The sequence below is a fragment of the Salmonella sp. GDC200615 genome, from assembly GCF_050574145.1.
Classification (GTDB): domain Bacteria; phylum Pseudomonadota; class Gammaproteobacteria; order Enterobacterales; family Enterobacteriaceae; genus Salmonella; species Salmonella enterica.
In genome coordinates, this window is sequence record NZ_CP192247.1 from 4205797 (window position 1) to 4223521 (window position 17725).

Annotated in this window: 22 protein-coding genes; 11 read left to right on the top strand and 11 right to left on the bottom strand. The window is 53.6% G+C overall.

Features of this window, described 5'->3' with window-relative positions; all coding sequences use genetic code 11:
- Window positions 1-176: 176 nt before the first annotated feature.
- Entirely contained in the window at window positions 177-1610 is a 1434-nt protein-coding gene (gene dacB / locus ACQ29O_RS20390; protein WP_001212681.1) for a serine-type D-Ala-D-Ala carboxypeptidase, read from the top strand.
- Window positions 1611-1758: 148 nt separating this feature from the next.
- Here the strand turns inward: dacB and cgtA are convergent, their stop codons facing one another.
- The 4 genes from cgtA to rplU all read right to left on the bottom strand — a co-directional run bounded on the left by cgtA (window position 1759) and on the right by rplU (window position 4612).
- A complete protein-coding gene (cgtA, locus tag ACQ29O_RS20395; RefSeq protein WP_045161821.1) occupies window positions 1759-2913 on the bottom strand; it encodes an Obg family GTPase CgtA in 1155 nt (384 codons plus the stop codon).
- 15 nt (window positions 2914-2928) lie between these two features.
- Window positions 2929-3894: a DMT family transporter gene (locus tag ACQ29O_RS20400; protein ID WP_000813052.1), complete on the bottom strand. Its 966-nt coding sequence runs from the start codon at window positions 3892-3894 to the stop codon at window positions 2929-2931.
- A gap of 129 nt (window positions 3895-4023) precedes the next feature.
- Window positions 4024-4281, bottom strand: coding sequence for a 50S ribosomal protein L27 (gene rpmA / locus ACQ29O_RS20405; protein WP_000940593.1), 258 nt, complete (start codon window positions 4279-4281; stop codon window positions 4024-4026).
- Between the two features lie 19 nt (window positions 4282-4300).
- Window positions 4301-4612, bottom strand: a complete 312-nt coding sequence (gene rplU, locus ACQ29O_RS20410) for a 50S ribosomal protein L21 (protein ID WP_000271396.1) — start codon at window positions 4610-4612, stop codon at window positions 4301-4303.
- Between the two features lie 257 nt (window positions 4613-4869).
- Here rplU and ispB point away from each other — a divergent pair, with 257 nt between their 5' ends.
- Window positions 4870-5841 (top strand): octaprenyl diphosphate synthase, encoded by a 972-nt coding sequence (gene ispB, locus ACQ29O_RS20415; RefSeq protein ID WP_001047352.1) that lies wholly within the window; start codon window positions 4870-4872, stop codon window positions 5839-5841.
- Window positions 5842-6072: 231 nt separating this feature from the next.
- Window positions 6073-6360 (top strand): DNA-binding transcriptional regulator SfsB, encoded by a 288-nt coding sequence (sfsB, locus tag ACQ29O_RS20420; protein WP_000444169.1) that lies wholly within the window; start codon window positions 6073-6075, stop codon window positions 6358-6360.
- 58 nt (window positions 6361-6418) lie between these two features.
- Here sfsB and murA read toward each other — a convergent pair whose 3' ends face one another.
- The 7 genes from murA to mlaF all read right to left on the bottom strand — a co-directional run bounded on the left by murA (window position 6419) and on the right by mlaF (window position 11282).
- Window positions 6419-7678: a UDP-N-acetylglucosamine 1-carboxyvinyltransferase gene (gene murA, locus ACQ29O_RS20425; protein ID WP_000357287.1), complete on the bottom strand. Its 1260-nt coding sequence runs from the start codon at window positions 7676-7678 to the stop codon at window positions 6419-6421.
- A gap of 53 nt (window positions 7679-7731) precedes the next feature.
- Window positions 7732-7986 carry a BolA family iron metabolism protein IbaG gene (gene ibaG, locus ACQ29O_RS20430; RefSeq protein ID WP_001518349.1) on the bottom strand — a complete coding sequence of 85 codons (255 nt, stop codon included), beginning with the start codon at window positions 7984-7986 and terminating at the stop codon, window positions 7732-7734.
- 187 nt (window positions 7987-8173) lie between these two features.
- Complete coding sequence (gene mlaB / locus ACQ29O_RS20435) at window positions 8174-8470, bottom strand: lipid asymmetry maintenance protein MlaB (protein ID WP_000188844.1); 297 nt, start codon at window positions 8468-8470, stop codon at window positions 8174-8176.
- The gene (gene mlaC / locus ACQ29O_RS20440; protein WP_000476475.1) at window positions 8470-9105 is read right to left on the bottom strand and encodes a phospholipid-binding protein MlaC; all 636 of its coding nucleotides are present in this window, start codon (window positions 9103-9105) and stop codon (window positions 8470-8472) included. The genes mlaB and mlaC overlap by 1 nt, the downstream gene beginning before the upstream one ends.
- An 18-nt stretch (window positions 9106-9123) precedes the next feature.
- Window positions 9124-9675, bottom strand: coding sequence for an outer membrane lipid asymmetry maintenance protein MlaD (gene mlaD / locus ACQ29O_RS20445; protein ID WP_001193591.1), 552 nt, complete (start codon window positions 9673-9675; stop codon window positions 9124-9126).
- A gap of 4 nt (window positions 9676-9679) precedes the next feature.
- Window positions 9680-10462: a lipid asymmetry maintenance ABC transporter permease subunit MlaE gene (mlaE, locus tag ACQ29O_RS20450; protein ID WP_000925786.1), complete on the bottom strand. Its 783-nt coding sequence runs from the start codon at window positions 10460-10462 to the stop codon at window positions 9680-9682.
- Window positions 10463-10469: 7 nt separating this feature from the next.
- Window positions 10470-11282, bottom strand: coding sequence for a phospholipid ABC transporter ATP-binding protein MlaF (gene mlaF / locus ACQ29O_RS20455; RefSeq protein WP_000531565.1), 813 nt, complete (start codon window positions 11280-11282; stop codon window positions 10470-10472).
- A gap of 212 nt (window positions 11283-11494) precedes the next feature.
- Here mlaF and ACQ29O_RS20460 point away from each other — a divergent pair, with 212 nt between their 5' ends.
- From ACQ29O_RS20460 to hpf, 8 genes are read left to right on the top strand one after another with little or no spacing between them, the layout of a single operon-like run.
- A complete protein-coding gene (locus ACQ29O_RS20460; protein ID WP_000922743.1) occupies window positions 11495-12472 on the top strand; it encodes a calcium/sodium antiporter in 978 nt (325 codons plus the stop codon).
- 13 nt (window positions 12473-12485) lie between these two features.
- Window positions 12486-13472 carry an arabinose-5-phosphate isomerase KdsD gene (kdsD, locus tag ACQ29O_RS20465; protein ID WP_000018621.1) on the top strand — a complete coding sequence of 329 codons (987 nt, stop codon included), beginning with the start codon at window positions 12486-12488 and terminating at the stop codon, window positions 13470-13472.
- A gap of 20 nt (window positions 13473-13492) precedes the next feature.
- Window positions 13493-14059, top strand: coding sequence for a 3-deoxy-manno-octulosonate-8-phosphatase KdsC (gene kdsC, locus ACQ29O_RS20470; RefSeq protein ID WP_020937197.1), 567 nt, complete (start codon window positions 13493-13495; stop codon window positions 14057-14059).
- On the top strand, window positions 14056-14631 hold the full coding sequence (lptC, locus tag ACQ29O_RS20475) for an LPS export ABC transporter periplasmic protein LptC (RefSeq protein WP_000047845.1): 576 nt from the start codon (window positions 14056-14058) through the stop codon (window positions 14629-14631). Before kdsC ends, lptC begins: the two co-directional genes overlap by 4 nt.
- The gene (lptA, locus tag ACQ29O_RS20480) at window positions 14600-15154 is read left to right on the top strand and encodes a lipopolysaccharide ABC transporter substrate-binding protein LptA (protein ID WP_000669770.1); all 555 of its coding nucleotides are present in this window, start codon (window positions 14600-14602) and stop codon (window positions 15152-15154) included. The genes lptC and lptA overlap by 32 nt, the downstream gene beginning before the upstream one ends.
- Before the next feature lie 6 nt (window positions 15155-15160).
- The gene (gene lptB, locus ACQ29O_RS20485; protein WP_000224104.1) at window positions 15161-15886 is read left to right on the top strand and encodes an LPS export ABC transporter ATP-binding protein; all 726 of its coding nucleotides are present in this window, start codon (window positions 15161-15163) and stop codon (window positions 15884-15886) included.
- A 47-nt stretch (window positions 15887-15933) separates the two neighbouring features.
- A complete protein-coding gene (gene rpoN, locus ACQ29O_RS20490) occupies window positions 15934-17367 on the top strand; it encodes an RNA polymerase factor sigma-54 (protein WP_020937198.1) in 1434 nt (477 codons plus the stop codon).
- Window positions 17368-17389: 22 nt separating this feature from the next.
- Entirely contained in the window at window positions 17390-17677 is a 288-nt protein-coding gene (hpf, locus tag ACQ29O_RS20495; RefSeq protein ID WP_001176589.1) for a ribosome hibernation promoting factor, read from the top strand.
- The last annotated feature ends 48 nt before the right edge of the window (window positions 17678-17725 follow it).

Below are 17725 nucleotides of genomic sequence, written 5' to 3' on the forward strand. Positions count from 1 at the left end.
ATGCCATACCAGGGTCAGAAGCAAAAAAACACCACCCCGGGCGCGCAGTCCCAGGTCAGCTACAATTTCCTCTTTGATAACCATTTTACCCTGGAGTTCCCTATGGGTCATCGTTTACTTTTTAGGGCGTTGCGCCGTAGTATGACGGCTTGTTTCCAGGGTGTTAGCGCGAGATTATGCGATTTTCCAGATTTATCATCGGATTGACCACCAGTATAGCGTTCAGCGTTCAGGCCGCGAATATTGACGAATACATCAAACAGCTTCCGGCCGGCGCCAACCTCGCGCTGATGGTGCAAAAGATTGGCGCGCCCGCGCCGGCTATTGATTATCATAGTCAGCAGATGGCGCTTCCCGCCAGTACCCAAAAGGTGATTACCGCGCTGGCGGCGCTGATTCAACTCGGCCCGGATTTCCGTTTTACGACCACGCTGGAGACTAAAGGCAACGTCGATAACGGCATCCTGAAAGGTGACGTAATTGCGCGCTTTGGTGGCGATCCAACGCTAAAACGTCAGGATATTCGCAATATGGTCGCGACGCTGAAAAAGTCCGGCGTCACGCAAATCGACGGCAATGTGCTTATCGACACGTCGATTTTCGCCAGCCACGATAAAGCGCCAGGCTGGCCGTGGAACGACCTGACGCAGTGTTTCAGCGCGCCTCCCGCCGCCGCCATTGTTGACCGCAACTGTTTTTCTGTGTCGCTTTATAGCGCGCAAAAACCAAACGATTTAGCCTTTATTCGCGTGGCTTCTTATTATCCGGTAACGATGTTCAGCCAGGTACGGACTCTACCGCGCGGTTCGGCAGACGCGCAGTATTGCGAGCTGGATGTTGTGCCTGGCGATTTGAACCGTTATACGCTTACCGGCTGTTTACCACAGCGCGCCGACCCGCTGCCGCTGGCCTTTGCTATTCAGGACGGCGCCAGCTACGCGGGCGCGATCCTCAAGCAGGAACTGAAAGAGGCCGGGATAACTTACCGCGGCACGCTGCTGCGCCAGACGCAGGTTAACGAGCCCGGAACGATCGTCGCCAGTAAACAGTCGGCGCCACTGCACGATCTGCTTAAGATTATGCTGAAAAAGTCAGACAACATGATCGCCGATACTGTTTTTCGGATGATTGGTCATGTCAGGTTTAACGTGCCTGGCACCTGGCGGGCGGGATCGGATGCCGTTCGCCAGATCCTACGCCAACAGGCGGGAATTGATATCGGCAATACCATTATTGCCGACGGTTCCGGTCTTTCTCGCCATAATCTGATCGCTCCCGCCACGATGATGCAGGTGCTGCAATATATCGCCCAACACGATAACGAGCTGAACTTTATCTCTATGCTGCCGCTGGCGGGCTATGATGGTTCATTACAATACCGCGCCGGGCTGCATCAGGCGGGCGTAGACGGTAAGGTTTCGGCGAAAACCGGATCACTGCAGGGCGTGTATAATCTGGCGGGCTTTATTACCACCGCAAGCGGACAACGGATGGCATTTGTACAGTATTTGTCCGGCTACGCGGTTCCACCTGCCGATCAGCGTAATCGCCGAATCCCGCTGGTACGCTTCGAGAGTCGGTTGTATAAGGATATTTATCAGACTAACTGAGTGCATTATTGCCGGATGGCGGCGCTAACGCGTCTTATCCGGCCTACAACGAACATAATAAAATGGGCCGCAAATGCGGCCCGTTGGCTTTTGTAGGCCGGATAAGCTTTAGCGCCATCCGGCTACGAGATTAACGTTTGTAGATGAATTAGACGCCTTCTTCGTCGTCTTCATCCCAGTCGTCATCCCAGTCATCGTCTGCGTCTTCTTCCACTTCAACCAACTGCTGGCGATGATAATCGTCCCACATGAACTCGACTTTTTCCGGCTGTTTTGCTTCTTCAGCCTGCGCGATCGGATTCTCGATGATAAAGGTCATCACATCCCAGCAGAGATCTTTCACCCCTAGCTGACTGGCGGCGGAAATCAGATAGTATTTCCCTTCCCAGCCCAACGCTTCGGCGATCGCTTTCGCTTTCTCTTCCGCTTCGGTTTTATCCATCAGATCGATCTTGTTGAACACTAACCAGCGCGGTTTAGCCGCCAGATCCTGGCTGTATTTTTCCAGTTCGCCAATAATGATACGGGCGTTTTCCACCGGATCGGAACCGTCGATCGGATCGATATCAATGAGGTGCAGCAGTACGCGGCAACGTTCGAGGTGCTTCAGGAAGCGAATCCCCAGGCCCGCGCCTTCCGCCGCGCCTTCGATCAACCCCGGAATGTCGGCCACCACAAAACTCTTTTCGCTGTCCATACGTACCACGCCCAGGCTCGGCACCAGCGTGGTAAACGGATAGTCCGCGACTTTCGGTTTTGCTGCCGATACCGCGCGAATGAACGTTGATTTACCGGCGTTTGGCATCCCCAGCATCCCGACATCCGCCAGCAGCATCAGTTCCAGCAGCAGGTCGCGCTTATCGCCCGGCGTACCATTGGTTTTCTGGCGCGGCGTACGGTTAACCGAGGATTTAAAACGGGTATTGCCTAGCCCATGCCAGCCGCCCTTCGCGACCAACAGACGCTGACCGTGTTTGGTCATGTCGCCCATCGTTTCACCGGTTCCCTGGTCGATAACGCGCGTACCGACCGGCACTTTGATGGTCACGTCTTTACCGCGTTTACCGGTACAGTCGCGGCTCGCGCCATTCTGACCACGTTCAGCGCGGAACGATTTTTCAAAGCGGTAATCGATCAGCGTATTCAGGTTTTCATCGGCTTCCATCCAGACGTCGCCGCCGTCGCCGCCATCACCGCCGTCCGGGCCGCCTTTCGGGATATATTTTTCGCGGCGAAAGCTCACACAGCCATTACCGCCATCGCCTGCAACGACCAGAATCGATGCTTCATCAACAAACTTCATTTTATTCTCCGTAAATCATTCGCCTGAGCGGGGTTGCGAAACCACCGTTTCATGCTTGCGTAAACCGCCCCAAATACGATGACCAATGGCGGAATACATCGCGCCCGCAACCACGACAAACGCACCGAGATAACCTAAAAGGTTTAACATCGGTCTGGCGAAGAAATCGGGCCAGGCCATAGATAAAAGATCTGAAAACAGCAGGGTAAATAGCGGTGTAAGCGTGATTATCGCGCTCACCTGCGCCGCCTGCCAACGCGCCATCGCTTCCGCCAGGGCGCCATATCCTACCAGCGTATTTAGCCCGCAGAAAATCAAACAGGCGAGCTGCCAGTCGCTCAGTTGCGCTATCACCATCGGTTTTGCCAGCGGCAAGAGCGCTATCGTACATAAAGTGTACAGTAAAAACAGGATCTGCTGCGAGGCCAGACGTCGCAATAATACTTTTTGCGCCACGCCATAGCTCACCCACACCATCGCCGCACCTACGCCAAAAATAACGCCCCAGGTGTAGTCGGTCAGTCGGGTAAAAATCTCGATCAGACTGGTGTTAAAAAACATCACCAGCCCGCTCAATAACATCAGCGCGCCAATCACCTGCGTACCGCGCATCTTTTCTTTCAGAATAAAGACGCTGGCGACCATCATGCCAACCGGCGAGAGCTGGCCGATAACCTGCGACGCGGTTGGGCTTAAATATTGCAGGGAAGAACTGAACAAAATGAAATTACCGAACAGTCCGCAGGTCGCTATCGCCAATAACACCAACCAACGCGGCTTACGAAAAATACGCAGCGGCGGCAGCTTTCTTTTTACTGCCAGTATCGCCCCGAGGCCAATGCTGGCCATTAAGAAGCGGTAGAAGACAATGGTTGAAGGCTCCATCACCTCCAGCACTTGCTTCATTGCTATTGGCAACGCTCCCCAGCACATCGCGGTAGTGAGCGCTAAAAGAATGCCAATGCCTGCCTGCTGCTTCATGCCGTGTTCCCTGCAAAGACCCGTTAACGGCATTCGCACAGCCACACGGGTATATTTTAGTCGGCCATCGAATGTAAAAAGCCCCGCAACAGGTGCGGGGCTTTCATCCGTTACCGGACCACAAAAAACTTACTCAGCAACGATGCTGATGTATTTACGGTTTTTCGGGCCTTTAACTTCGAATTTCACTTTACCGTCTGCTTTAGCAAACAGAGTGTGGTCACGACCGCAACCAACGTTGGTGCCAGCGTGGAATTTAGTACCACGTTGACGAACGATGATGCTGCCTGCCAGAACTGCTTCACCGCCAAAGCGTTTTACGCCCAGACGTTTAGCTTCAGAATCGCGACCGTTACGAGTCGAGCCGCCAGCCTTTTTATGTGCCATTTAATCTGCTCCCCTAATCTTAAGCGCTGATGCCGGTAATTTTCACATCAGTGAACCACTGACGATGGCCCTGCTGCTTACGGTAGTGTTTACGGCGACGAAACTTAACGATTTTAACTTTCTCGCCACGACCGTGGGCAACAACTTCAGCTTTGATTACGCCGCCATCAACGAAAGGAACGCCGATTTTGACTTCTTCACCGTTTGCGATCATCAGAACTTCAGCGAACTCGATAGTTTCGCCAGTTGCGATGTCCAGCTTTTCCAGGCGAACGGTCTGACCTTCGCTTACTCGGTGTTGTTTACCACCACTTTGGAAAACCGCGTACATAAAAAACTCCGCTTCCGCGCACACCTTTCAATGATTCAGAGCGCGCTATAAATATTCACAATAGGGCGCGAATATTACGCAAATTGCACGGCTTTGACAAGTGCTACCATCAATACATGAAGAAAAAAAACACAACGCATACGGTAACGTTTATCTGCGGCGTTTTTTCAGTACAATCAGGGTATATTTCTAACCATAAACCCTACGTTACCTCATTCAGACATGGGATAATCGGGGCGATAAGCCCGGCTTTTGCGATGAATTTAGAAAAAATCAACGAGTTAACCGCGCAAGATATGGCGGGTGTCAATGCGACAATCCTTGAACAGCTTAATTCCGACGTTCAACTGATTAATCAGCTAGGATATTACATTATTAGCGGCGGCGGAAAACGCATTCGTCCGATGATTGCCGTTCTTGCCGCACGCGCGGTGGGTTATCAGGGTAACGCGCACGTGACTATCGCCGCTCTGATCGAGTTTATCCACACGGCGACGCTGCTACATGATGATGTGGTGGATGAATCTGATATGCGTCGCGGCAAAGCGACGGCAAATGCCGCTTTCGGTAATGCCGCCAGCGTGTTGGTCGGCGACTTTATCTATACCCGCGCCTTCCAGATGATGACCAGCCTCGGCTCGTTAAAAGTGCTGGAAGTGATGTCGGAAGCGGTCAACGTGATTGCAGAAGGTGAAGTGCTGCAATTGATGAACGTGAATGACCCGGACATTACCGAAGAAAATTACATGCGGGTGATTTACAGTAAAACGGCCCGTCTGTTCGAAGCCGCCGCCCAGTGCTCCGGTATTCTTGCCGGTTGTACGCCTGAGCAAGAGAAAGGGTTGCAGGACTATGGCCGCTACCTTGGTACGGCTTTCCAGCTCATTGACGATCTGCTGGATTACAGTGCCGACGGCGAGCATCTCGGTAAAAATGTGGGTGATGACCTCAATGAGGGCAAACCTACCTTACCGTTGCTTCACGCCATGCGCCACGGTACGCCAGAACAGTCAGCGATGATCCGTACCGCTATTGAACAAGGCAATGGCCGTCATCTTCTGGAACCGGTTCTGGAAGCGATGACCACCTGCGGTTCGCTGGAATGGACGCGTCAGCGAGCGGAAGAAGAAGCCGACAAAGCGATATCCGCGTTGCAGATATTGCCGGATACCCCATGGTGTGAGGCGCTAATCGGTCTCGCACACATCGCGGTGCAGCGCGATCGTTAATGCCGTTCTCTTATCCCGCGTACTGCGCGGGATACCCCATTAAGTTCTAATAAACTCCAGATACCCTATCGCCTGTTTTTCACATACTCATCCAGGACTTCCCCTGGCATATTCTGAATATTGCCGCCACTTACATGAACTTTTTAGAACATTCCTTCACGAAGCGTTATAGTATCGAACGTCGTCGGGTTGTTAAAACCGTAAGTGATTAACCTAAGGAGTGATGGATGTATGGAAAGCAAGCTTATTGACTGGCATCCGGCCGATATCATTGCCGGACTACGTAAAAAAGGGACTTCAATGGCCGCTGAGTCACGTCGGAATGGATTGAGTTCATCCACGCTGGCCAATGCATTAACGCGCCCGTGGCCGAAAGGAGAGTTGATTATCGCGAAAGCATTGGGAACGGAATCCTGGGTTATTTGGCCATCGCGTTATCACGATCCGCGCACGCATGAGTTTATCGACAGAACGCGGCTTATGAGAGCGCGTAATAAAGACAAACAGAATGTAGAGTAAGCGCCTGTAAAATACCCCCCGCAATCGCGTTCGCGGGGGTTATTCAGCGTACAGAAGGTTATTCGCCTTTCACGCGTTCAATATTCGCGCCTAGCGCGCGCAGTTTGTCTTCGATGCGCTCATAACCGCGATCGATGTGATAAATGCGATCCACAATCGTCGTGCCTTCCGCAATACAGCCCGCCAGCACCAGGCTCGCAGATGCCCGCAGATCTGTCGCCATAACCTGGGCGCCAGAGAGCGTTTCTATGCCATGGCATATGACGGTATTGCTTTCAATTTCCGCACGCGCGCCCATGCGGCTGAGTTCAGGCACGTGCATAAAACGGTTTTCAAAGACAGTTTCAGTGATAAAGCCCGTCCCTTCCGCCACCAGGTTCAGCAACGTGAACTGCGCCTGCATATCGGTCGGGAATGCCGGGTGCGGCGCGGTACGGACATTGACCGCCTTCGGTCGTTTGCCGTGCATGTCCAGACTAATCCAGTCCTCGCCCACTTCGATATCCGCGCCAGCATCGCGCAGTTTCGCCAGTACTGCGTCCAGAGTGTCCGGTTGCGCGTTACGGCAGAGGATTTTGCCGCGAGAGATCGCTGCCGCCACCAGGAAAGTCCCCGTTTCGATACGATCCGGCAGCACACGATAAACGCCGCCGCCCAGACGCTCTACGCCCTCGATCGTAATACGATCGGTGCCCTGCCCGGCGATCTTCGCCCCCAGCGTAACCAGGAAGTTAGCGGTGTCGACAATTTCCGGCTCGCGCGCGGCGTTTTCAATGATGGTCGTCCCTTCCGCCAGCGTGGCGGCGCACATAATGGTGACGGTCGCGCCGACGCTGACCTTATCCATCACGATATGCGCCCCTTTAAGACGTCCTTCTACGGAGGCCTTTACGTAGCCCTCTTCCAGCTTGATGGTCGCACCCAGTTGTTCCAGACCGGTAATATGCAAATCAACCGGACGCGCGCCGATAGTACAGCCCCCCGGCAGAGAGACTTGTCCCTGACCAAAACGGGCAACTAGCGGCCCCAGCGCCCATATCGAGGCGCGCATGGTCTTAACCAGATCATAAGGCGCGCAGAACACGTTCACCTGGCTGGCGTCAATGTGTACCGATCCATTGCGTTCCACTTTCGCGCCTAATTGGCTCAGGAGCTTCATCGACGTATCCACGTCTTTCAGTTTTGGAACGTTTTGGATCTCTACCGGTTCTTCTGCCAGCAGAGCGGCGAACAGGATCGGCAGCGCGGCGTTTTTGGCGCCGGAAATTGTGACTTCGCCCTGGAGCGTCGTTGGCCCCTGTACACGAAATTTATCCATTATTGTATTCTCAGTTAAGCATTCATCTCCGCTACCGGCAGGTTACCCGTAGCTTAAAATCCGTTAAGTTTACGATCGCGCGCCCATTCCGCCGGGGTATATGCTTTGATCGATACGGCATGGATACGGTTGTCCGCAATGTACTCCATTAGCGGCCCATAGACCGTTTGCTGTTTCTTGACCCGGCTCATGCCGTCAAACATCTCGCCCACGGCAATAACCTGAAAGTGACTGCCATCGCCGGAGACGTGGACTTCCTGGAGGGAGAGGGCATTCATCAGCACACTCTGAATTTCATGATTTTCCATGGGTTCTTTATTCGTCAAATAGTGAAAACAGCCCAACATCTTAGAGCAAAGTCGCGCCGTCTTAAATAAGCAAAAGATTACGCTGATAAATCAGCGCGGTAAAAGTGCCGGATGGTGCTGCTAACGCAACTTATCCGGCCTACGGGGATCATGCGAAGTGTAGGCCGGATAAACCATCCGGCATTCATTACATACGGGGAAGTACGTCTTCGGGCAAGTTATATAATTGCGCCAGCGCGTAAACCTTGTCGTTAACGCCAGACAGCGACACGGCATTGCCCTGCTTTTTTGCCTGGTTCACAAGGTGCGCCAACAGCGCCAGTCCCCCCGTATCCACCCTGGAGATCTGGCTCAGGTCGATACGGGTAACGCCAGTCATCGCTTCTACGCGCGCGTCCCATAGCGGCGCCAACACGTCCTGATCCAGCTCTCCCGCCAGCACCAGAGTGTCCGCCTCACGCGTCCAGGTGAGTTGCGGCGTCATTACTGTTTCTCGTCCAAAGTAATTTTCTGTTGAGAGATAGATTTCAGTTGTGCGGTCAGGCCGTCGATGCCTTTAGTACGCAGCAGATCGCTCCACTCATTTTGCTTGGTGGTGATCATGCTGACGCCTTCCGCAATCATGTCATACGCCTGCCAGTTGCCGGTCTGAGTGTTTTTGCGCCACTGGAAATCCAGGCGTACCGGCGGACGACCGTTGGGATCGATAATCGTTACACGGATAGGCACAATGGTCGCATCGCCCAGCGGTTGCTCAGGCGCTATCTGGTAAGTCTGACCGTGGTACATCGCCAGCGCCTGACCGTATGCCTGTTTCAGGTATTCGCGAAACGCGGCAAAATAGGCTTCACGCTGCGCCGGGGTCGCCTCTTTGTAGTAGCGGCCCAACACCAGCGCGCCGGCATATTTTACCTGCACGTACGGCAGAAGTTCCTGATCAACAACGTCTCGCAGGTAATCCGGATTGGCACGAATTTTCGGCTGTTCGTTTTTCAGGCGATCAAACGTTTTCTGCGCCGCCTCGTTCATCAGTTTATAAGGATTGCTCTGATCCGCTGCCGTTGCTGCGCTTAATGGCGCAATGACCAGCAGGGCCACCATCATCAGTCGTTTAAACATGCCTCAATTCTCCTGAGATTATTTCGTTTCGCCCGCGGGCGTTGTGGCTTCAGTATGGCCTTCCGTTGCGGCTGGCGCATCGCCAGAATTCTTATTGTCGTCGCCTTTGCTGTTATAAAGGAACTGGCCAATCATATCTTCCAGCACCATTGCAGACTTGGTGTCCTGAATCGTACTCCCATCTTTGAGGATAGACGTTCCCAGCTCAGGATCTTCAAAACCGACGTTTAATGCCAGATATTGCTCCCCCAGCAGCCCGGAAGTACGAATACTCAACGAGCTGGTATCGGGAATATGGTTATAACGCTCTTCGATGTCGAGCGTTACGCGCGGCAGGTATGTTTTCGGATCAAGCGAGATATCTTCAACCCGCCCGACAACCACCCCGCCGATGCGTACCGGGGAACGCACTTTCAGACCGCCGATGTTATCGAAGGTCGCATAAACCTTATAGGTCGGCTCCGTGCGCATAGAGGTCACATTTGCCGCCTTCAGGCAAACAAACAGCGCCGCCAGCAACGCTACCAGCAAAAAAACGCCTACCCAAATTTCATTTTTTTTCGTTTGCATGAACTCAATTCCCAAACATCAGTGCGGTCAGCACAAAATCCAGCCCCAGAACGGCCAACGATGCGTGAACCACGGTACGCGTCGTTGCCCGGCTAATCCCGGCAGAAGTTGGTATTGCGTCATAACCGTTGAATAACGCAATCCATGTTACCGTAATGGCGAACACCACGCTCTTTATCAGACAGTTCACCAGGTCCATACGCCAGTCGACGGCATTCTGCATCGCGGACCAGAAGAACCCGGCGTCGATTCCTTTCCAGCTTACGCCGACCAGCGAGCCGCCCCAGATACCGACCGCCACAAAGATAATGGTCAGTAGCGGCAACGAAATCACGCCCGCCCAAAAGCGCGGCGAAATCACCCGGCGCAATGGATCGACCGCCATCATCTCCATACTGGAGAGCTGCTCCGTCGCCCGCATCAGGCCGATTTCCGCCGTCAACGCCGACCCGGCCCGCCCGGCAAACAGCAACGCCGCGACCACCGGCCCCAGCTCGCGCAGCAGCGAAAGCGCCACTAACATGCCAAGACTGGTCTCCGCGCTGTAAGTGGTCAGAACCAGATAGCCTTGCAGCCCCAGCACCATACCGATGAATACGCCGGAGACAATAATGATAAGCATCGACAAGACGCCCACATTATAAAGCTGGCGCACCAGCAGCGGCGCATGTTTGCGAAACTCCGGCTTACCGATAATCGCATTGAATAACATTAACCCGGCGCGCCCGAACGTCCTGACGGTTTTGATCCCGCTGTGTCCGAGTGCTGCCAGCGCATTTAACAGCATGAGTGGCTTAACTCCCTGTATCGAGTAAATCAAGGTGATAGTCGCCCGCCGGATAGCGGAACGGAACCGGCCCGTCGGCAATGCCGTCAAGGAACTGACGCACGCGCGGGTCCGTATTCTCCTGCAACGCCTGAGCGCTACCGTGAGCGACGATTTTTTTGTCCGCCATGATCCAGGCGTGATCAGCAATACTGAGCACCTCTGGCACATCATGCGAGACCACCACGCAGGTCACGCCCAGCGCGCTGTTCAATTCTGAAATCAGCTTCACCAGAACGCCCATGGTAATCGGGTCCTGGCCGACAAACGGCTCATCGAACATGATGAGATCCGGTTCCAGAGCGATGGCGCGCGCCAACGCGGCGCGGCGCGCCATCCCACCGGAGAGCTCGGAAGGCATCAGTTTTGCCGCGCCGCGCAGCCCGACAGCTTCCAGTTTCATCATCACGACGCTTTTTAGCAGCGGCGCGGGTAAATTGGTGTGCTCCCGTAGCGGATAGGCCACATTGTCAAACACGTTCATGTCGGTAAACAGCGCTCCCGACTGAAACAGCATACTCATACGTTTGCGGACGGTGTAGAGCCGCGAACGGGACATGGCCGGCACATTCTCGCCATCAAATAAGATCTCGCCCTTATCCGGCGGGATCTGTCCGCCAATCAGGCGCAACAGCGTGGTTTTACCGATGCCCGACGGCCCCATGATCGCCGTGATCTTCCCGCGCGGCACCGTCAGGGAAATATTATCGAAAATGCAGCGTTCGCCACGGGAAAAGCTGACGTCGCGCATATCGACTAAATTGGCCGCAGACTGACCCATTGATTCATCCTTCGTATTGCCTTGTTGAGGTAACCATGGCGCTGAATTTAACCATGGGTTCGACATAATTACAGAATATTAACTGACAGGGTTAGCGAAAGCTGGCATTCGTTTTACTTTTTAGCCGCATAAAGTCAAAATTAGGACTTCGTTACGGCTTCCAGATATCCCTTCCAGGGGACCGGCGAGTATACCTGAAGAAAGGACTTTAGATGCTTTTAGCGATGGCGCTACTCATAATTGGTTTGCTTCTGGTGGCCTACGGCGCCGATCGTCTGGTGTTTGCGGCCTCTATTTTATGCCGTACATTCGGTATTCCCCCGCTGATCATCGGGATGACGGTCGTGAGTATCGGCACCTCGCTGCCGGAAATTATTGTGTCGGTCGCCGCATCGCTACACGGTCAGCTCGATTTGGCCGTCGGCGCGGCGCTCGGTTCTAACATCACCAATATTTTGCTGATCTTAGGGCTGGCGGCGCTGGTTCGTCCATTTACCGTGCATTCCGATGTTTTACGTCGCGAATTGCCATTAATGTTATTTGTTAGCGTGGTAGCCGGTTCCGTACTGCATGACGGACAGTTAAGCCGCAGTGATGGTATCTTTCTCCTGCTTCTGGCTGTGCTATGGCTGTTATTCATTGTTAAAATCGCGCGTCTGGCCGAACGCCAGGGGAATGACAGCCTCACCCGCGAACAACTGGCGGAGCTGCCGCGCGAAGGCGGGCTCCCCGTCGCGTTCTTATGGCTGGGCATTGCGCTGGTCATCATGCCGATGGCGACGCGCATGGTAATCGATAACGCTACGGTGCTGGAGAACTATTTCGCCATGAGTGAATTAACGCTCGGTCTGACAGTCATCGCCGTCGGCACCAGTCTGCCAGAACTGGCGACGGCGATTGCCGGCGTGCGAAAAGGCGAAAATGATATTGCCGTTGGTAATCTCATTGGCGCCAATATTTTTAATCTCGCCATCGTGCTGGGACTGCCTGCGCTGATCGCGCCGGGGGAGATCAACCCGCTGGCATTTGGGCGTGATTATAGCGTTATGTTGCTGGTTAGCGTGGTTTTCGCTTTACTTTGCTGGCGGCATCCGCGTCAGATTGGTCGGGGCGCAGGTATACTGCTGACCGGCGGGTTTATCGTATGGCTGGCGATGCTCTATTGGCTATCGCCACTTCTTGTTGGATAACTGGAAACGGATTATGTCGCATTTAGCGTTGCAACCGGGGTTTGACTTTCAGCAGGCAGGCAAAGAGGTCCTGGAAATTGAACGTGAAGGCCTGGCGGAGCTTGATCAATATATCAACCAGCATTTCACGCTGGCCTGTGAAAAAATGTTCAACTGCACCGGAAAAGTGGTGGTCATGGGGATGGGAAAATCCGGTCATATCGGACGGAAAATGGCCGCCACGTTCGCCAGTACCGGCACCTCTTCCTTTTTTGTACATCCAAGCGAAGCCGCGCACGGCGATTTGGGGATGGTTACGCCGCAGGATGTGGTTATCGCTATCTCCAACTCCGGCGAATCCAGCGAGATCGCGGCGCTAATACCGGTACTTAAACGTCTGCACGTGCCGTTAATTTGCATTACCGGGCGACCGGAAAGCAGCATGGCGCGTGCGGCAGATGTGCATCTGTGTGTTAAAGTGCCCAAAGAAGCGTGTCCGTTAGGACTGGCGCCTACCAGTAGTACCACCGCAACGCTGGTGATGGGCGACGCGCTCGCTGTGGCGTTGTTAAAAGCGCGCGGCTTTACCGCCGAGGATTTCGCTCTGTCGCATCCTGGCGGCGCGCTGGGACGTAAGCTACTGCTGCGCGTAAGCGATATTATGCATACTGGCGATGAGATCCCGCATGTTAATAAACATGCCACCCTGCGTGATGCGCTGTTAGAAATTACGCGTAAAAATCTCGGTATGACCGTCATTTGCGATGAATCCATGAAGATCGACGGTATCTTCACCGACGGCGATTTACGTCGCGTATTCGATATGGGCGGCGATATGCGCCAGTTGGGGATCGCCGAGGTGATGACGCCAGGGGGCATTCGCGTGCGTCCCGGTATTCTCGCTGTCGATGCGCTGAATTTAATGCAGTCCCGCCATATCACCTCCGTACTGGTTGCTGATGGCGACCAGTTACTCGGTGTGTTACATATGCATGATCTCCTGCGTGCAGGCGTCGTGTAGAAACTCAAGGATAATTAACGATGAGTAAAGCAGGTGCGTCGCTTGCGACCTGTTATGGCCCCATCAGCACCCATGTCATGACCAAAGCGGAGAATATCCGCCTGCTCATCCTGGACGTGGATGGCGTATTGTCTGACGGCCTGATTTATATGGGCAATAACGGCGAAGAGCTGAAGGCTTTCAACGTTCGTGACGGCTATGGTATTCGCTGTGCTTTGACCTCCAATATCGAGGTTGCCATTATTACCGGACGAAAGGCTAAACTTGTAGAAGATCGCTGCGCCACGCTGGGGATTGTCCATCTTTATCAGGGACAGTCGAATAAGCTGATCGCCTTTAGCGATCTGCTGGAAAAACTGGTCATTGCGCCGGAAAATGTTGCCTATGTCGGCGATGATCTGATTGACTGGCCAGTGATGGAAAAAGTGGGGTTAAGCGTTGCCGTTGCGGATGCGCATCCGCTGCTGATCCCCCGCGCTGACTATGTGACGCACATTGCCGGCGGGCGCGGCGCGGTACGTGAGGTGTGCGACTTGTTGCTGCTGGCGCAGGGCAAGCTGGATGAGGCCAAAGGGCAATCGATATGAGTAAAACCAGACGTTGGGTTATCATTCTACTGTCGCTGGCCATTCTGGTACTGATTGGTATCAATCTGGCGGATAAAGACGATCCTGCTGCCGTGATGGTCAACAGCAACGATCCCACGTATAAAAGCGAGCATACGGATACCGTCGTGTACAGTCCGGAAGGCGCGTTGAGCTATCGTCTGATCGCGCAGCACGTTGAATATTTTTCCGATCAGGCGGTCTCATGGTTTACGCAACCGGTATTAACCACCTTTGATAAGGATAAGGTGCCGACATGGTCGATCAAGGCCGATAAAGCCAAATTGACTAACGATCGGATGCTCTATCTGTATGGTCATGTTGAAGTCAACGCCCTGGTGCCTGACGCTCAATTACGCAGAATTACCACCGATAACGCGCAGATTAATCTGGTGACGCAGGATGTTACCTCGAACGATCTGGTGACGTTATACGGCACAACATTTAACTCCAGCGGACTGAAAATGCGCGGTAACTTACGCAGCAAGAACGCCGAGCTGATTGAAAAGGTTAGAACCTCTTATGAAATTCAAAACAAACAAACTCAGCCTTAATCTTATGCTTGCCGGCTCGCTGCTGGCCGCCAGCATTCCGGCTTTCGCCGTCACGGGCGATACCGAACAGCCTATTCATATTGACTCGGATCAACAGTCGCTGGATATGCAAGGCAACGTCGTGACCTTTACGGGCAACGTGGTGATGACCCAAGGCACGATTAAGATCAACGCCGATAAAGTCGTGGTTACCCGCCCTGGCGGCGAACAGGGGAAAGAGGTGATCGACGGTTACGGCAATCCGGCCACCTTCTACCAGATGCAGGACAACGGTAAGCCGGTGAAAGGCCACGCTTCCCATATGCATTACGAGCTGGCGAAAGATTTTGTGGTGCTGACCGGCAACGCTTATCTGGAGCAGCTTGACAGCAACATTACCGGCGACAAAATCACCTACCTGGTGAAAGAGCAGAAAATGCAGGCCTTCAGCGAGAAAGGCAAACGCGTCACCACCGTTCTGGTGCCGTCGCAGTTGCAAGACAAAAACAAAGGCCAGACTCCGGCGCAAAAGAAGAGTAACTAATTCGTTATGGCAACATTAACTGCAAAGAATCTGGCGAAGGCCTATAAAGGCCGTCGCGTAGTGGAAGATGTCAGTCTGACCGTTAACTCCGGGGAGATTGTCGGGCTGCTCGGTCCAAACGGCGCGGGTAAAACCACCACCTTTTATATGGTCGTCGGTATCGTGCCGCGTGACGCAGGCAATATCATCATCGATGATGAAGATATCAGTCTGCTGCCGCTGCACGCGCGCGCGCGCCGCGGTATCGGCTATTTGCCGCAGGAAGCTTCTATTTTCCGCCGTCTCAGCGTATTTGATAACCTGATGGCGGTACTGCAAATTCGTGACGATTTGACCGCAGAACAGCGAGAAGACCGCGCCAACGAGCTGATGGAAGAGTTTCATATCGAGCATCTGCGCGACAGCATGGGACAGGCGCTGTCCGGTGGTGAACGCCGTCGTGTAGAAATAGCCCGCGCGTTGGCCGCTAATCCCAAATTTATCCTGCTGGATGAACCCTTTGCCGGCGTTGACCCGATTTCCGTTATCGACATCAAACGCATTATCGAGCATCTGCGCGATAGCGGGCTCGGCGTGCTGATCACCGACCATAACGTCCGTGAGACGCTGGCAGTCTGTGAACGCGCCTATATCGTGAGCCAGGGCCACCTTATTGCCCACGGTACGCCGACAGAAATCCTGCAAGACGAACACGTTAAGCGTGTATATCTTGGGGAAGACTTCAGACTCTGATAGGGTAGAGGGCTATGCTGCTCTAGCGGGAGAAAACGACTCTGAATATGAAGCAAGGTTTGCAACTCAGGCTTAGCCAACAACTGGCAATGACGCCTCAGCTACAACAGGCCATCCGTCTGTTGCAGTTGTCTACGCTGGAACTTCAGCAGGAACTCCAGCAAGCGCTGGAAAATAACCCGCTGCTTGAGCAAACCGATCTTCATGACGAAATCGACACTCAGCAACCTCAGGATAACGATCCTCTCGATACCGCCGACGCGCTCGAACAAAAAGAGATGCCGGAAGAGCTGCCGCTTGACGCCAGTTGGGATGAAATTTACACCGCCGGGACGCCGTCCGGCCCCAGCGGCGATTATATCGACGATGAGCTGCCCGTCTATCAGGGTGAAACGACGCAGTCGTTGCAGGATTATCTGATGTGGCAGGTTGAGCTAACGCCCTTCTCGGACACCGATCGCGCTATTGCGACATCCATTGTCGATGCGGTAGATGATACCGGCTATCTCACCGTATCCCTGGACGAAATTCGCGAAAGCATGGGCGATGTAGAGGTGGATCTCGATGAGGTCGAAGCCGTCCTGAAGCGTATTCAGCGTTTTGATCCGGTAGGCGTCGCGGCAAAAGATCTTCGCGACTGTCTGCTGATCCAGCTTTCACAATTCGACAAATCCACGCCGTGGCTGGAAGAGGCGCGGCTCATTATCTGCGATCATCTTGATCTGCTGGCCAACCACGATTTCCGCACGTTGATGCGCGTTACCCGACTAAAAGAAGAGGTGCTGAAAGAGGCGGTAAACCTGATTCAGTCGCTCGATCCCAGACCCGGTCAATCGATCCAGACCGGCGAGCCGGAGTACGTTATCCCGGATGTGCTGGTACGCAAGCATAACGGTCGCTGGACGGTGGAGCTTAATAGCGACAGTATTCCCCGTTTACAGATTAACCAGCACTATGCCGCCATGTGCAATAGCGCGCGCAACGATGCCGACAGCCAGTTCATCCGCAGTAATTTACAGGATGCGAAATGGCTGATAAAAAGCCTTGAAAGCCGCAACGACACGCTGCTGCGCGTCAGTCGCTGCATCGTCGAGCAACAGCAAGCCTTTTTTGAACAGGGCGAAGAATATATGAAACCGATGGTACTGGCGGATATCGCCCAGGCCGTCGAGATGCACGAATCCACTATATCCCGCGTGACCACGCAGAAGTATTTGCACAGCCTGCGCGGTATTTTTGAACTCAAATATTTCTTTTCCAGCCACGTCAATACCGAAGGCGGAGGCGAAGCCTCTTCCACCGCTATTCGCGCGCTGGTGAAGAAGTTAATTGCGGCGGAAAACCCCGCGAAACCGCTGAGCGACAGCAAGTTAACCTCTCTGCTGTCAGAACAAGGTATCATGGTGGCGCGCCGCACTGTTGCGAAGTACCGAGAGTCTTTATCCATTCCGCCGTCAAACCAACGCAAACAGCTGGTTTGACCCAACCGATAAGGAAGACACTATGCAGCTCAATATCACCGGACATAATGTCGAAATTACTGAAGCCCTGCGTGAATTTGTGACGACAAAATTCGCCAAACTTGAACAGTATTTTGAGCGGATTAATCAGGTATACGTGGTGTTGAAAGTGGAGAAGGTCACGCATATCTCGGATGCGACGCTACACGTTAACGGCGGCGAAATTCACGCCAGCGCGGAAGGCCAGGATATGTATGCCGCCATTGACGGCTTGATTGATAAACTGGCAAGGCAGTTAACCAGGCATAAAGATAAACTGAAACAACACTAATTGTCCGGGCAGTTAGCCAGTGCAGGACGGCCTGTTGTGTGACACAAC

Excerpts from the sequence above, each read along its gene's own strand:
- rpoN (WP_020937198.1), top strand. The coding sequence starts at position 15,934 with ATGAAGCAAGGTTTGCAACTCAGGCTTAGCCAACAACTGGCAATGACG.
- ibaG (WP_001518349.1), bottom strand. The coding sequence starts at position 7,986 with ATGGAAAATCATGAAATTCAGAGTGTGCTGATGAATGCCCTCTCCCTC.
- cgtA (WP_045161821.1), bottom strand. The coding sequence starts at position 2,913 with ATGAAGTTTGTTGATGAAGCATCGATTCTGGTCGTTGCAGGCGATGGC.
- mlaF (WP_000531565.1), bottom strand. The coding sequence starts at position 11,282 with ATGGGTCAGTCTGCGGCCAATTTAGTCGATATGCGCGACGTCAGCTTT.
- kdsD (WP_000018621.1), top strand. The coding sequence starts at position 12,486 with ATGTCGCATTTAGCGTTGCAACCGGGGTTTGACTTTCAGCAGGCAGGC.
- dacB (WP_001212681.1), top strand. The coding sequence starts at position 177 with ATGCGATTTTCCAGATTTATCATCGGATTGACCACCAGTATAGCGTTC.
- lptC (WP_000047845.1), top strand. The coding sequence starts at position 14,056 with ATGAGTAAAACCAGACGTTGGGTTATCATTCTACTGTCGCTGGCCATT.
- sfsB (WP_000444169.1), top strand. The coding sequence starts at position 6,073 with ATGGAAAGCAAGCTTATTGACTGGCATCCGGCCGATATCATTGCCGGA.
- ACQ29O_RS20460 (WP_000922743.1), top strand. The coding sequence starts at position 11,495 with ATGCTTTTAGCGATGGCGCTACTCATAATTGGTTTGCTTCTGGTGGCC.
- kdsC (WP_020937197.1), top strand. The coding sequence starts at position 13,493 with ATGAGTAAAGCAGGTGCGTCGCTTGCGACCTGTTATGGCCCCATCAGC.
- ispB (WP_001047352.1), top strand. The coding sequence starts at position 4,870 with ATGAATTTAGAAAAAATCAACGAGTTAACCGCGCAAGATATGGCGGGT.
- mlaE (WP_000925786.1), bottom strand. The coding sequence starts at position 10,462 with ATGCTGTTAAATGCGCTGGCAGCACTCGGACACAGCGGGATCAAAACC.
- mlaD (WP_001193591.1), bottom strand. The coding sequence starts at position 9,675 with ATGCAAACGAAAAAAAATGAAATTTGGGTAGGCGTTTTTTTGCTGGTA.
- rplU (WP_000271396.1), bottom strand. The coding sequence starts at position 4,612 with ATGTACGCGGTTTTCCAAAGTGGTGGTAAACAACACCGAGTAAGCGAA.
- mlaC (WP_000476475.1), bottom strand. The coding sequence starts at position 9,105 with ATGTTTAAACGACTGATGATGGTGGCCCTGCTGGTCATTGCGCCATTA.
- lptB (WP_000224104.1), top strand. The coding sequence starts at position 15,161 with ATGGCAACATTAACTGCAAAGAATCTGGCGAAGGCCTATAAAGGCCGT.
- ACQ29O_RS20400 (WP_000813052.1), bottom strand. The coding sequence starts at position 3,894 with ATGAAGCAGCAGGCAGGCATTGGCATTCTTTTAGCGCTCACTACCGCG.
- murA (WP_000357287.1), bottom strand. The coding sequence starts at position 7,678 with ATGGATAAATTTCGTGTACAGGGGCCAACGACGCTCCAGGGCGAAGTC.
- rpmA (WP_000940593.1), bottom strand. The coding sequence starts at position 4,281 with ATGGCACATAAAAAGGCTGGCGGCTCGACTCGTAACGGTCGCGATTCT.
- hpf (WP_001176589.1), top strand. The coding sequence starts at position 17,390 with ATGCAGCTCAATATCACCGGACATAATGTCGAAATTACTGAAGCCCTG.
- mlaB (WP_000188844.1), bottom strand. The coding sequence starts at position 8,470 with ATGACGCCGCAACTCACCTGGACGCGTGAGGCGGACACTCTGGTGCTG.
- lptA (WP_000669770.1), top strand. The coding sequence starts at position 14,600 with ATGAAATTCAAAACAAACAAACTCAGCCTTAATCTTATGCTTGCCGGC.